At 65.1% G+C, this 13,622-nt stretch carries 9 protein-coding genes; 2 read left to right on the forward strand and 7 right to left on the reverse strand.

All coding sequences use genetic code 11. From position 1 onward, the window contains the following. Nucleotides 1–106: 106 nt before the first annotated feature. Nucleotides 107–667, reverse strand: coding sequence for a hypothetical protein (locus tag ACTJIL_RS09625; RefSeq protein ID WP_440755296.1), 561 nt, complete (start codon nt 665–667; stop codon nt 107–109). Nucleotides 668–888: 221 nt separating this feature from the next. Next, a complete protein-coding gene (locus ACTJIL_RS09630; RefSeq protein ID WP_440755297.1) occupies nt 889–1,380 on the reverse strand; it encodes a hypothetical protein in 492 nt (163 codons plus the stop codon). 841 nt (nt 1,381–2,221) lie between these two features. On the opposite strand from ACTJIL_RS09630, the gene ACTJIL_RS09635 reads away from it, so the two are divergent. Both ACTJIL_RS09635 and ACTJIL_RS09640 read left to right on the forward strand, forming a co-directional pair. After that, nucleotides 2,222–2,572: a nucleotide pyrophosphohydrolase gene (locus ACTJIL_RS09635; RefSeq protein WP_440755298.1), complete on the forward strand. Its 351-nt coding sequence runs from the start codon at nt 2,222–2,224 to the stop codon at nt 2,570–2,572. Between the two features lie 28 nt (nt 2,573–2,600). After that, the gene (locus tag ACTJIL_RS09640; RefSeq protein WP_440755299.1) at nt 2,601–4,490 is read left to right on the forward strand and encodes a DNA/RNA helicase domain-containing protein; all 1,890 of its coding nucleotides are present in this window, start codon (nt 2,601–2,603) and stop codon (nt 4,488–4,490) included. A gap of 91 nt (nt 4,491–4,581) precedes the next feature. Here the strand turns inward: ACTJIL_RS09640 and ACTJIL_RS09645 are convergent, their stop codons facing one another. The 5 genes from ACTJIL_RS09645 to ACTJIL_RS09665 all read right to left on the reverse strand — a co-directional run bounded on the left by ACTJIL_RS09645 (nt 4,582) and on the right by ACTJIL_RS09665 (nt 13,432). Further along, on the reverse strand, nt 4,582–6,447 hold the full coding sequence (locus ACTJIL_RS09645) for an ATP-dependent helicase (protein ID WP_440755300.1): 1,866 nt from the start codon (nt 6,445–6,447) through the stop codon (nt 4,582–4,584). An 11-nt stretch (nt 6,448–6,458) separates the two neighbouring features. After that, on the reverse strand, nt 6,459–8,279 hold the full coding sequence (locus tag ACTJIL_RS09650) for an ATP-dependent nuclease (RefSeq protein ID WP_440755301.1): 1,821 nt from the start codon (nt 8,277–8,279) through the stop codon (nt 6,459–6,461). A gap of 192 nt (nt 8,280–8,471) precedes the next feature. After that, entirely contained in the window at nt 8,472–8,789 is a 318-nt protein-coding gene (locus ACTJIL_RS09655) for a hypothetical protein (protein ID WP_440755302.1), read from the reverse strand. Next, nucleotides 8,786–9,451, reverse strand: coding sequence for an HD domain-containing protein (locus ACTJIL_RS09660; RefSeq protein WP_440755303.1), 666 nt, complete (start codon nt 9,449–9,451; stop codon nt 8,786–8,788). The genes ACTJIL_RS09655 and ACTJIL_RS09660 overlap by 4 nt, the downstream gene beginning before the upstream one ends. 423 nt (nt 9,452–9,874) lie before the next feature. After that, complete coding sequence (locus ACTJIL_RS09665; RefSeq protein ID WP_440755304.1) at nt 9,875–13,432, reverse strand: ATP-binding protein; 3,558 nt, start codon at nt 13,430–13,432, stop codon at nt 9,875–9,877. Nucleotides 13,433–13,622: the final 190 nt, after the last annotated feature.

Consider the following 13,622-nt stretch of genomic DNA (forward strand, 5'->3'; position numbering starts at 1 on the left):
AAACTTGGATATAGAGGATCCGTTTACGAAACACTTTGGGTGCGCTCTAACACCAGAATTAAGCCGACCCGCGAAGCGGGTTCGGCTTGAATGAATTGTTAGCCCGCTACTCTGAACTTGGCGGCGGCGGTGCTTCGATAATTGTCAACTTGTACGACCCTGAGGATGCACCAATTGCGTAAGAAGTTGGTTCAAATGCAAGCTGACGCTCTTCCACAATAGTGTTATTGACAAACGAACGTATATTTTTGCCGGAAATCACAATTTTAAGTGTGTTCTCCGATGAAATGGAAAATAACCCTTGGTGCGTATTACTGGATAACTCACTATTATCTTTTGTGCCGATTACGCGGGTGTGCACATATTGTTTTTGAAGATTAGCGTTTGTGGTTATTTCGACCCCATATGTAATTTCTGAATCGTCGCCGTGCAATGCGACAAAGGCTGTTGGTGCCCATTTTTGAGATGGGTTCTGATTAATCATGGCGACACCTAGCTCTATGACTCCATTGTCAGGAATGTTTAGCGATAGAGTCTGTATGTAGCCTGGTGCTACATCAAGAAGCACAACTGTAGGAATAGACTTCCGGAAGTCAGCTTTTGGCATCGTCACGCAACTGCTCAAAAATGACAGTGATGCCAGTACCAGGAGCGATATTGTTTTCATGCGGGCTAACACCTGTTTGCCACCGACAATACCGGATAACACCGCCAGCCAGCAGGATGCAGCCCCGCCCGCCAGAGCGATGCACCCGGGCCGCACGGGTCGCGGGTTCGAATCCCGCCATCCCCGCCCCCGGCCGGACACTTGACCGCCCACACAAAAAAGGCCCCGCGATGCGGGGCCTTTCGTGCATGGATCGCGTTGTCGGAAGAGGAACGTCGCGATCACGCGGCAGGGGGTTGCGGGGCCGGCGCGGGCGGGGTTGCGGCGGCGCGCGGGCTGCGGGAGAAGCGGGCGGACAGCATCTGCCGCAGGCTGTCCAGGCCCGCGCCCTTGCCGGACACCTTGAGCACCGCGTAGCCCTCCAGCGAGTTCGACATCAAGTCGCTGCCCACCGCCGTCTCGGTGTCCTGCATGCGCTCGAACAGCCGGCCCATCTTCGACAGGCGCGGGCGCAAAGTGTCGAGCATGGCCAGGTCGCGGCGGTAGGCGTCCAGGTCGAAGTTGCGCGGCAGCACGTCCGGGTTCTCGGTGAAGGCGACCACCGCCTGCCGGCAGAACGCCTCGGACTTGTCGCCCATCCGGCTCATCCCCTTGCGCTCGTCCGGGCTCAGGCCGACCAGCACGGCCAGGTGTTCTTCCAGCACGGCCAGCGCGCCGTCGATGGCGGCCAGGGCCTCGGTGGAAAGTTCGATATCGATGCGGTTCTGACTCATGTGCATTCCTTTGTCCTTGTCGGACCAGTTGGTGTGGTTGAACCGGCCTGCCTGGCCGGCGCGGACAGTTGACCGCAAACCGCCCGGCCCCGGCATCGGCGGACCGCCCGCCTCCGTGTAGGAAAACACCCCGTCGCAGGGTCGGAACTCCCCGCCCCCGCTCCGAACGCAGGCCGGCGCGACGCCTCCGACGCCGCCAAACCCTTGGCCGCAAGCCCCGAACCCTAGCGCGCACGCCTCCGACCCTTGCGGGCAAGCCCGAAAGCCCCGACCGCCGACCGATTCGCCCCGCGTCCCGACCGCCAGGCTTGCGCGCAGGCCCGACGACCGCCCATCCGCAAGCCCCGCACCCTTGCGCGCAACGCCCGAAGCCCCGCGCCCCGACCAGAACACCTTGCGCACAAGCCCGCCGGCCTGCGCGCAAGCCCGCGAACCTGCGATCGGCAAGCCTCGAACCCTTGCGTGCAAGCGTCGAAGGCTTGCGCGCAAGGCGGCGCGCCCGGAAGCCGGCACTTTTGGGTTCGCGCGCGAGGCTTTCACGTTGGCGCGCGGCACTTCCGCCATCGCGCGCGGGGCGAACCGGTTGGAACGCGGCGTCCGCTCGTTCGCGGGCCGGATTGTTTCGTCGGCATTGCGCGGTGCCCTGCCCGCTTGTGGCGGTGGCCGGGCGGCGTCTGGCGGGTTGCGGCTGGCGTTTGCCGCGTGGCGCATGGTGCGCGGCGTTCTTCGTCGCGACGTTCGACGGGTATCGCCTGCGGCTCGGCCCATCGCGCGTACCGACCGATCCTCCGTGCGCGCAGCCCTGGTTTAGGATGGGCCCCAGGCATCGAGGTTGTCCCCAATGAGCCAGGATATCGAAGCACTGCAGACGGCCCTGCGGCAATTCGCCGCCGACCGGGAGTGGGAGCAGTTCCACTCCCCCAAGAACCTCGCCGCGGCGCTTTCGGTGGAATCGGCCGAGCTGTTGGAACATTTCCAATGGCTGACGGAAGAACAAAGCCGCAACCTGCCCCCCGGCAAGCGGGAAAAGGTCGCCGAAGAACTGGCCGACGTCCTGCTGTACCTGCTGCAGATTGCCGACAAGCTCGGCATCGATCCGCTCGATGCCGCCAGGAAAAAGATGCAGCTCAATGCGGCGAAGTACCCGGTGGAGCGCGCCAAAGGCAATATGCGCAAGTACACCGAGCTTTAGCGATAGGGGCCACGGGGGGGCACCGTCTTTGATCATCTACCAGGGCACCAGGTCGGGATTCCTGCACGACACCGACAACCGTGACATCGAGGATGTCGTCTCCCAGGCCTACCTCGCCACCACCGGCAAGTACGTGCCGCATGCGGAAATCCGCGCCTGGCGCGAGTCGCTAGGCCAGATGGCCAAGGTCCTGCGTGACGAGGAAATGCCCGACGACATGGGCGTCGGCATCGAGTACGGCATTCCGCAGACCTCAAAGCGGATCGATTTCATCCTCTCCGGGCGCGGCGCGGATGATCGCCCGCACCTGATCGTGGTCGAGCTCAAGCAATGGTCCTCGTCGAAGCTCTCCGACAAGGACGGCATCGTGATCGCGCAACGCGGCGGCGTGCGCGAACGCGAGGGCGCGCATCCCTGCTATCAGGCCTGGTCGTACGCGGCCCTGCTGGAGGGCTTCAACGAGGCCGTCTACGAAGGCAACGTCGGCCTGCGCCCCTGCGCCTACCTGCACAACTACATCGACGACGGCATCATCAGCCATCCGCATTACGCGCCCTACATGGACAAGGCGCCGCTGTTCCTGCGTGGCGACACCGAGCGCCAGCGCCTGCGCGACTTCATCAAGCAACACGTCAGGCATGGCGACAACGCCGAGTTGCTCTACCGGATCGAGAGCGGCCGCATCCGGCCTTCGAAGATGCTGGCCGACAGCCTCGGCAAGATGCTGCGCGGCAACCGGGAATTCGTGCTGATCGACGACCAGAAGGTCGTCCATGAAACCGCCCTCGCCCTCGCCCGCACCGCCAGCGAAGACGCCAAGCAGGTCGTCATCGTCCAGGGCGGCCCCGGCACCGGCAAGTCCGTGGTCGCGATCAACCTGCTGGCCGCGCTGACCAAGCTCGGGCTGCTGACCAAGTACGTGTCCAAGAACGCCGCGCCGCGCAGCGTCTACAAGGCCAGGCTGATGGGCGAGCGCTTCCGGCAGGTGGAGATCTCCAACCTGTTCAGTGGCTCGGGCGCGTTCATCGAGACACCGCCCAACACCTTCGATGCACTGGTCGTCGACGAAGCGCACCGGCTCAACCGCTTCTCCGGCCTGTACGGCAACCTTGGCGAGAACCAGGTCAAGGAAGTCATCGACAGCGCCAAATGCACGATCCTGTTCGTCGACGACGACCAGATGGTCACCCTCAGCGACATCGGGCACTCGACCGAACTGGAACGCTGGGCGACCCGCCTCGGCGCACAGGTCACCCGGCTCGAACTCGCCTCGCAATTCCGCTGCAACGGCTCCGATGGCTACCTCGCCTGGCTCGACCGCACGCTCGGCATCCGCGACACTGCCAATGCCGACTTCGACCCAGACGCCTTCGACTTCCGCGTCGTCGACTCTCCCGTCGAACTGCACGCGCTGATCGCACAACGCAACCAGGCCAACAACAAGTCACGAGTGGTGGCCGGCTACTGCTGGGATTGGAAAAGCAGGAAGGACCCCGAGGCCTACGACATCGTCCTCGACGAGCATGACTACCGGAAGCAGTGGAACCTCGACCGCGACGGCAGCCTCTGGCTGATCGCCCCGGACTCGATCGACGAAGTCGGCTGCATCCACACCTGCCAGGGCCTGGAACTGGACTACGTCGGCGTGATCATCGGCCCGGACCTGCTGGTCCGCGACGGACAACTGGTGACGTCGCCGGAGAACCGGTCGAAACAGGACCGGTCGATCCGCGGCTACAAGAAGCGGATGAAGTCGGAGCCGGAAGAAACCCGCACCCGGCTCGACAGGATCATCCGGAACACCTACCGCACGCTGATGACCCGCGGGATGAAGGGGTGTTACGTGTTCTGCACGGATGCTGATACGAAGCAGTACTTTCGTCGGGCGATTGGCATCGCCGCCAGTGCGCCGGAATGACGGCTTCCGGCCAGAAGCGGACACTGGAATCCGATTCCATGCAAGCCAGCTGAGCGATCCCTGCCCCTAGCAACACGCCCTCACGGCTTTGTTAGTGGACTCCAGTCGCAACGATGAATGGTGAGGGATCAGATTGCCAAACATCACCCCAAGGCATTACCCGTTGCCTTGGGTATGACAGATACAGCAGGCGCTTGGACCGCGTCGCCGCCACGAAGGCGTTCCGGCGTTCCTCGTCCTGCTGCTTCCGAGTCGTCGCGCGATAGTCGGGGAACACTCCCTTGGCCATGCCCACGACAAAGACCACATCGAACTCCAGACCCTTCGACGAGTGGACCGTCAGCAGAGCCACTCCCTCACGGCCGGCTTGGCCGGAGGTTCCTAACGCAATGTTGCTAAGGAAACCTTGCAGCGTACGCGCGCGCGCGCCCTCTGAGCGCAGGAAGTGATCCCACTCTTGACGAAGCACTGCGACGTCTTCGCGGATGGGGCGTTTGTCAGTTTCGGCGAGCTTGTCGGCATAGTCTTCGAGCGCCTTGAAAGCCGGCATGAAGTCCAAGCGGCGCTGACTGGTCTCGTGAACGGCCGCAATCGCATCGGCAACCGCCGTGCAGGCAGGAGAGCCCTTCGAGCTGGCCATCGAGCGAACAAGCTCGAGGACTTGTTCGGCACTATCCAGAACCGCTGCGGGCTTAGGGAAGTTCCAACGCTTACAGATCGCAGCCAGGTGCAAACCGTCCTTCGGATTGCTCAGGATCCTAAGCACTAGCTGAAAATCGTCCGTCACGCTCGACTCATTCTCGTGGGTGACGCTCAGTCGCTTGTAATAGGGCAGTCCACGGTCTGTCATCTGTCGCTCCACGTTGAGCAAGGCAAAGCGGGTGCGACCGAGGATGGCGAAGCTATTTGGGGTAAGCGGCCCTTCAACGTCGGGATGCCCAGCGCTCATTAAGCGAACCAACTCATTGACTACTTGCTCCGCTTCGTTGACTTCGTCGGCGCCAACGATGAGCCGTGCGGACCCCTCCACTGCCAGTTGGCCCGCGACCTTGTAGGTTGGATCGAGCGCTTGAGCGACCCGCACCACGGATCGCGAGGATCGATAGTTCTCATCGAGGCGAATTTCTGTGGCGTTGAAGTCGGACTTAAAATCGACCGTTAAATACTTCGGGCTCGACGTGTTAAATCCATAGATCGACTGATTCGGATCGCCGACCAACACGATGTTGCGGAGGGAGTCTCCAGCCAAAGCGCGGATGACCGCGTACTGCGCTTCGTTGAGGTCCTGCGCTTCGTCCACGCAGACGTAGCCATAGACGCGCCGATACAAATCAGCAACCTGCGGGAGTTCAGAGAAGAGTTGGTAGGTATACAAAAGCAGGTCATCAAAGTCGCAGGCGTTACACGCTTGCAGGCCCGAGTTGTAGCCTTCGTAGACGCGCTGAACAACTGGGTCGTCGATGCTGCTGGCGGACATCGTCAGCGGGTGTGCCTTGATGTGCGCGATGCCCTTCAACCACGCATCTATCTGTTGGCCCTGGTCCTTGGGTGGCAGGTGCGACAGCTCATTCCTGAGGTAGGGATCCTGCTCCACGACCTGCGCGAGAATTTGTTTGCGATCAGCGTAATGCTCAAAGATCTGGGGCATTGTCGTAAGCCCGATGTGCTTGCCGCGATCGGCCAGAACGTCCACGCAGAATCCGTGCAAGGTGCCGATGAAGGCGCGTTTGCGAGCTTCCGCCAAGTCACTCAACCGGTCCGTCATCTCCTTTGCCGCTTTGTTGGTGAAGGTTAGTGCCAGCACACGGAAGTGGCCCGGCACCTGAGTGAGCAGACGTCGGATGCGTTCGGTGAGAACCCGGGTCTTGCCCGAGCCCGGACCGGCGATCACGGCGAGCGCACCATCGCCAAAGTCGACAACCTGACGCTGCCGCTGAGAAAGGCGTACCGTTGACATCAGACTCTCCACTAATGAAGGCCAAGCTTGGTTACGTCGACCGCCTTGAGGCCGAACTTCTTGCCGACAACATCGAGAAGCTTCGCGACCAGTTTGGGGACCCGGCGTTCCGGCTCCGCGAGCGTCAAGATCGCGCTCGCCAAGGGTGTAGCGTAGCGCGTCTTCTTGTCACTGATCATGTCAAGCGCCGCGCGCTTCCGGCCTTCCGCCCCCGAGTAGTTACGAATCTGCACGATGTTGTCGACTTTCTTGCCTTCCTTACCATGCAGCCTGGCGATGTAATCGTCCAAGGCAGTCGGGCCCGCATAGCTCGAGATTGCAGTCTCGAACGCGTCCAAGTAGCCCTCGCTGATCAGGTGCGCTTCGAGATCCAGCTTGTTGGGGATGACCACCAGGTTGTCGTATGCGGTGATATCGTCGATGCCAGCGCGCTTGGCGTCTGCTTTGAGCTTCGCAACGGGCTTGTCCTCCCCGTCGGAGAAGACATACCAAGGGATGCCGAAGCTCTGCGCCAGCCAGATGAAGGGGAAGTAGTCCGTCCCTCCCACGCCGACGAAGCTGAAACCCAACTCGTGCGCCGATGCTCCCAAGTACGCATGGGCCCACAGAGGAAACGCCTGTTCTTCGGTGTCGCCCTCGAACAGAATCACCGCGCGAGCAAATAACAGATCTCCGCGCGAGGCGATTACCGTGCGTTCAAGTTTGCGCACATCGTCTGCCGTCAGAGCTTGAATTTGGAGACGTTCGGCTCGGGTCACGCCGGCGTGCTTGGTAAACAATCGCAGCTCGCTCAGCTTGGCTTGACCGGCGAAGTAGGGCGAATGGGTACTGACGATGCGCTGGCCCGGAATCGACTTTATCTGTGCGAAGAGTGCCCGTTGAGCCTGGGGGTGCAGGTGCGATTCGGGCTCCTCCAGGGCGAGCAGCGAATGCGTCTGATCCCCTTCCTGCTCGGCCAAGGCGTACCGCCACGACATGAAGGCTCGGAACACGAGCAGAGAGGCCAAACTCCGCGTGCCCATGCCGTGCTTCGACAGCGGGAATGCCTGTGCACCAGTGGTGGCGAAGGTAACATCCACCCCCTTGGAGAGATCGCGCAAACGACGCGCCACCGGCGTGATGTCCACGGCGGCGCTGTCGGCACTGACTACGGACGACATGTCCGATAGATTGGACCGCAAGTGCTGCAGCACCGGGCTCTTGGCCACCATGCCGTCATTGAGATCCGACAAGATCTTCTCGAAGGCTTGAATGTCGGGGTCGGCCAAGCCCAAGTTGTCGGTCAGTCGCCGCCAGAAAGAGCCTTGGCGGCGCAGATCGTCCTCCAGATCGCGCTTCGCGTCGATGTAATGGAGGGCGACGTGTTCCAGTTGCTCGCCGCCAACTCCTTCTGTAGATGCCTTAGCCGTCAGCCAGTCTGCAGGCGTCTTCCATTCAGTCAGGAACTTGCGCTCCAGCACGTAGTCCCCCTTGGCGGGGTTCCACGCAAGCGTTGTGCGGAACGCCATGAAATCATGGAAGTCGATGTCTTGCGAGATGCCAGTTCCCCACAGCGACGTCCAGTAACTTCCGGCCGGGAATGTATCCATCCGCTTGCCGTCGGCGTCGAAGGGGCGAACGAGGATGTCTATCGTGGCCACGCGATGTTGCGGGGCGACGGCTTCGCTCGGGCCGATATGGATATCGTCTTGTCCTAAGCTCTTTCGACCAGCGCCTACCGCCGCATAGATCGCCTCCAGAAAGCTGGTCTTTCCGGCATTGTTGGCGCCTACCAGAACGGTCAGATCATCCAACTCCACGGCGACGTTGGTTAACGAACGAAAGTTCGACACCCGGACCTCCGTCACGCGTACGCCACTTGGCTTAGGGGCACTAGCCGAAGCAGTCACTCGAGCTCCTCCAAAGTTGAGCGGTGATCTTCAAACCGCAGGGCGAGGCTTCATTACCTGTCGCCCGCGTGGATGTTGAGTATGCCTCCGGCTTGATGCTGGAAACAGATCAGTCGAATGTGCCAAATCCGGATTTCACTGCGGGCAAATGTCCGCTTTGGGTCGTTTGCAGACATCCGTTAGCACATCGAAACACCACAAACTCAACCCCCCTGCGCGACAAATTCTCGAAAACGAAGCACTCCCCGGCCGCGCATTGTTGATCGTGTGCAACGCGATCTTGCAGGCCTCGCCGCTGGCGCTGGTGTACGCAATGGCTTCGCCGGTGTTGAGGTTCTTGCGCACCGAGGTGTCGCTGTCGCGGGAGGTGAGGTTGACGATGACGTAACCGACGTTGGCGCTGTCCAGGCCGAGCAAGGTTTCGGGGTCGATCTGCCAGGCGCTGGACGTCAATGGCAACCCATGGCGCGCGCCCGTTCGATGTCTTCCGGCAACCGCAGTGGCATGCGCGGCGTGTGGCCGGCCAGTTCGTGCATGCGCCCGACGGCGGTGTCGAATTCGGTGGCGACGACGACGTTGCGGGTGGCGAAGACGTGGGCGAGCGACTGGTAATAGCCCAGCGTGCCTTCGCGGCCGCCGTTGAAGCGGTCGAACACGGCCTGCCCGATCGCGGGGTTTTCGAGGTCCTGCACGATGGCGCGGGCGTTGTGGAGTTTTTCGCAGGCGCTGACGAGCAGGACATTGTCGTCGGCGTCGATGGTGTTGGCGAGGTGGGCGCGCTTGCGGTCGTACCAGTTGCTGCGGGCGACCTCGGGGTTGGCGTCGGCGGCGCGGGCTTCGGCGGAGACGTCGGTGCAGGCGATGACGATGTCGACGACGGCCTCGCCGAACAGGGCGCGGATCATGGCTTCGTGGGCCTGGCCGCAGTCTTCGATGGTGTCGTGCAGCAGCGCGGCGATGGCCTGGTCTTCGTTGCCGCCGAATTCGATCACCAGCGCGGCGACGCCGAGCACGTGGCTCAGGTACGGGACGTAGGTGCCCTTGCGCAGCTGGCGCGCGTGGGCGATGCGGGCGTAGTCGACGGCGCGGCTGAAGCGGTCGGACAGTGTGGTCATGCGTTCCCCCCTGGTCTTGCGCTTGGCGTGCGGTGGGCCTGGCGATCCCGCAAGGGCGCGGGCGGCCGGCGCAACGCTCGACAAGAGGGCGAATGGTAGTCGCGGGAGGCGGGGAATCGGGGGTGGGGGAGAAGTTTTCCTAGATGGGGGCTTGGTGATCCTTGTGGGAGTGGCTTTGGGCGCGTGCTTCTGGTTTGGCCCCTCCTCCTGCGACGGCAGGGGGAGGTGGGGAGGGGGCCACGGATTGCGGTGCTGCTGAAGGCACCCCTCCCCAACCCGCCCGGCCATCGAGCACAGCTCGATGGCGTTCGTCAGGCCGCGAGCCAATGGCTCGCAAGCGGCCTTCCTCACCCCCTGCCTTCGCAGGGGAGGGAGTTGAAGCTCGCGGCTTCCGCCGCTCCTACGGGAGCGGGAGGCGGGGCGTCATGCGGGGGTGGCGGCGGACGCTGTGGGCAGCAGTGCGGTGATGGCGTCAGCGAGGATGTCGCCGGTGACGGGTTTGCGCAGGAAGCCGTCGAAGCCGGCGGCGGTGGCCTGGGGCTCGGCGTCGGGGTCGGCGCGGGCGGTGACGGCCAGTAGCGGTTGGGTGAAGCCGCCGGCGCGCAGTTGCCGGGCCAGGGCGAGGCCGTCGAGGCCGGGCAGGTCGAGGTCGAGCAGGGCGAGGTCGAAGCGGTGAGCGGCCACTTCCGACAGCGCGGCCAGGCCGTGGGCGGCGTGGACCACGGTGTGGCCCTGGGCGCGCAGCAGGCCGGTGACCACTTCGGCCACGGTGGGGTCGTCTTCGACCAGCAGCAGGTGCAGGGGGCCGGGCGCGGTGCTGCCGCTGGCGGCGCGGGTGGCGGCGACCGTTGCCGGGGCGGCGGTGGCGGGCAGTGGCAGGTCGACGGTGAAGCGGGTGCCCTGCCCCGGCGCGCTGTCGACGACGATCCGGCCGCCCATGGCGTCGGCCAGTTCCTGGCAGATCGCCAGGCCCAGTCCGCTTCCGCCGTAGCGGGCGGCGGTGCGGGCGCCTTCGGCCTGTTCGAAGCGGCGGAACAGGCGCTGCTTCTGTTCGTCGTTGAGGCCGGGGCCGGTGTCGCCGACCACCACGCGCAGGCCGTCGGCGTGCGGCTGCACGCGCAGCGCGACTTCGCCGTGGTCGGTGAACTTGATCGCGTTGCCGAGCAGGTTGAGCAGGATCTGGCGCAGGCGCACGGCGTCGCCGCGCACCCAGCGCGGGGTGTCGGCGGCCAGCGACTGTTCGAAGCGCAGGCCGCGCTTGCGTGCGACCGGTGCCATCAGCGCAACCACGTCGCCGACCAGGGCATGCAGGTCGAACGGGCGGGTATCGAGTTCGAGCTTGCCCGCTTCGATCCGGGCCAGGTCGAGGGCGTCGTTGACCAGCCGCATCAGGTGGTCACCGGCGTTGCGGATCGACTCGGTATAGCCGCGCTGGCGGGGATCGAGTTCGGTGCCCAGCAGCAGTTCGCTCATGCCGAGCACGCCGGTCATCGGCGTGCGCACTTCGTGGCCGAGGGTGGCGAGGAAGCGGCTCTTGGCCAGCGAGGCCTGTTCGGCGACTTCGCGCTGGTGCTTGGCCATCTGCCAGGCGTTGCGGCGGCGCAGGCGATGGCGGTAGTCGGTGGCGCTCTTCCACAGCAGCAACAGCGCGGCCAGCACGAAGGCCGTGCGCGCCCAGGCGGTGCGCCACCAGGGCGGCCGCACGGTGAGCTTGAGCACCTGCTCGCGCGCGGCGCCGCCGGCGGCGTCGGCCGCACGCATGCGCAGCGTGTACTTGCCGGCGGGCAGGCCGCTGAAGCTGCGTTCGCCGCTGGCGCCCTGCTGCACCCAGTCGCTGTCGAAGCCTTCGAGCTTCGACCAGTAGTGGTTGGACTCGGGGTCGTCGTAGGCCAGCAGGCGCGCGCGCACGGTGAACTCGTGTTCGCTCGGCGACAGCGACATCGCCGGCTGCAACGGCACCGGCTGCCAGCGGCCGTCGCGACGCACCGCGAACGAATCCAGGCGCAGCGTCGGCGTGGTCGGTGCGGGCTCGGTGGCCAGGGTGTCGACCAGCACCACGCCGCCGTCGGCGGTGGCGGCGGCGAGCATGCCCTCCTCGGTGATGGCGATGGCGCGGTCGAGGAATTCCTGGCTGCCGATGCCCTGCTGCACGCCGTACTGACGCAGCCGCCGGGTCGAGGGCGTCCAGCGGAACAGGCCGCGAGTGGTGGACATCCAGACCCGGTGCTGCGCGTCGACGCGCAGGCCGGCGGCGCCGACCGATGGCAGGCCGGCCTCGACGCCTACGCTGGCGGTGCGCTGCCACTGGCCTTTGCTGCGCTCGTAGCGCTCCAGGCCGGACAAGCGCTGCAGCCACAGCGCGTCGGGGCCGTCGAAGGCGAAGGCGAACACCTTCGCGCCCGCCATGGCCGGCACCGGCGCGAAGCGGCCGCTGGCGGCATCCAGGCGCGCCAGTCCCTGCGCGCCGGCAATCCAGGGTTCGCCGCTGCCGGGCGCGAACGCCAGCTCCTCGGTTTCGCCGTTGCCGACGCCATCGCCTTGGCCGGCCGGCCAGGCATGGATCACCGCGCCGTTGGCCGGGTTGCGCTGCTGGATGCCGCCGCCCTGATTGGACAGCCAGAGGCTGCCGTCGGGGGCGACGCGCAGCAGGTCGACGTAGCCGGGCAGGATGCGGTCGCTTTCGCGCCTGCGGTTCCATTCGTCGATGGCGCCGTCCGACGACAGCCGCAGCAGGCTCCCGCTGGCGCCGAGCCACAGGTGGCCGTCCAGGTCCTGGGCGATCGCGTACATGCGCACGTTGCGCAGGCGGTCGTGCACGTCGTCGCCGAAGCCGGAGATCTCGCCCTCGGCATCGATGTGCTCGACCAGGCCGTTGTAGGCGCCGAGCCACACGCCGCCGCCGTGCGCGGGCGCCACGGCGCGGTAGAACTCGCCCTCGAGCACGCCGCCGGCGCGCGAGAACTGGGCGACCGAGCGCCAGTCCGAACGCAGGTAGCCCAGGCCCGCACCGGCGATCGGTACCCACAACGCACCGTCGTCGGTGCGCAACAGCGCCGAGATCGTCTTGACGATGCCCGGCCCGCCCAGCGGCACCGGCACCGGCACCTGCCCGGGCAAGACGCGCCACAGGCCGCGCTGGCTGCCGAGCCAGTACGCGCCGTCGTCATCGCGCGCGATCTGGATCAGGGCGTTGGGGCGCTCGAACATCGGCGTCCATTCGGGCTGCGACCAGCGGCCATCGGCGCCGAGCACGTACACGCCCTGCGCGGTGCCGACCCACAGGTCGTCACCGACCAGCGTTGCCGAATACAGCAGCGGCGTTTCGTCCATCGGCATCGCGACGCGATGGACGCGGCCGCCTTCGAACTTCGCCACGCCGGCGCGGCTGCCGATCCACAGCGTGCCATCGCGCGCGAACGCCAGCGACATGATGGTGTTCGACGGCAGGCTGTCGGGATCGTTGTCGTCGTGTGCGTAGCGAGTGATGCGGCCATCGGGCGCGAGGTGGTGCAGGCCGCCCTCGTAATTGCCGAACCAGATGTCGTCGCCATGGCTGGCGATGGCGAACACGTCGTCGCTACCCATCTGCGGGTGGTCGGCCTTGCGGATGTGGCGGAAGCCGGTGCGGTCGCGGCCGAGCACGCTCAGGCCACCGTTCTCGGTGGCCACCCAGACACGGTCGCGTCCGTCGATGTGGACGAACTGGACGTTGTTGCCGGGCAGCGACTGCGGGTCGCCGGGCTCGTGGCGCCAGACGCGCATTTCCAGCCCGTCGTAGCGCGCCAGGCCGTCGCCGGTGGCGATCCAGATGTAGCCGTCGCGGTCGCGGGCGATCCCGAAGAAGTCGGTGGACGGCAGGCCCTGGGCGGCGCCGATAATGCGGAAGCGCGGCGTTTCGGGCACGGCGGCGCGGGCGGTGCCGGCGGCGGACAGCAGTGCGAGCAGCAATACGAGCGGCAGCACGATCAATGTGCGCAGCATGGTTCCCTCCCCCGGCGCGCGCTCCCCGCGCCCGGGGAATCCTCGCAACGCAGCGTTGCGCATGCAAGGCCGACCTGGCGCAAGGTGAACGGCCACGGCGGGCCGCATGCCCCTAGAATCCCCCCATGCTCCTGCCAATCGCCGCCATGGCCCCTGTTTTCCGGTTCGCGTCCCGGTTTGCGTCCTGCCT

The sequence above is a fragment of the Luteimonas sp. 22616 genome (assembly GCF_052044325.1).
In the GTDB taxonomy this organism is placed as follows: domain Bacteria; phylum Pseudomonadota; class Gammaproteobacteria; order Xanthomonadales; family Xanthomonadaceae; genus Luteimonas.

What these genes read in the sequence shown, in the direction of transcription:
- ACTJIL_RS09625 (WP_440755296.1), bottom strand. Translation starts at nt 667, where the DNA reads ATGAAAACAATATCGCTCCTGGTACTGGCATCACTGTCATTTTTGAGC.
- ACTJIL_RS09660 (WP_440755303.1), bottom strand. Translation starts at nt 9,451, where the DNA reads ATGACCACACTGTCCGACCGCTTCAGCCGCGCCGTCGACTACGCCCGC.
- ACTJIL_RS09630 (WP_440755297.1), bottom strand. Translation starts at nt 1,380, where the DNA reads ATGAGTCAGAACCGCATCGATATCGAACTTTCCACCGAGGCCCTGGCC.
- ACTJIL_RS09645 (WP_440755300.1), bottom strand. Translation starts at nt 6,447, where the DNA reads ATGTCAACGGTACGCCTTTCTCAGCGGCAGCGTCAGGTTGTCGACTTT.
- ACTJIL_RS09635 (WP_440755298.1), top strand. Translation starts at nt 2,222, where the DNA reads ATGAGCCAGGATATCGAAGCACTGCAGACGGCCCTGCGGCAATTCGCC.
- ACTJIL_RS09665 (WP_440755304.1), bottom strand. Translation starts at nt 13,432, where the DNA reads ATGCTGCGCACATTGATCGTGCTGCCGCTCGTATTGCTGCTCGCACTG.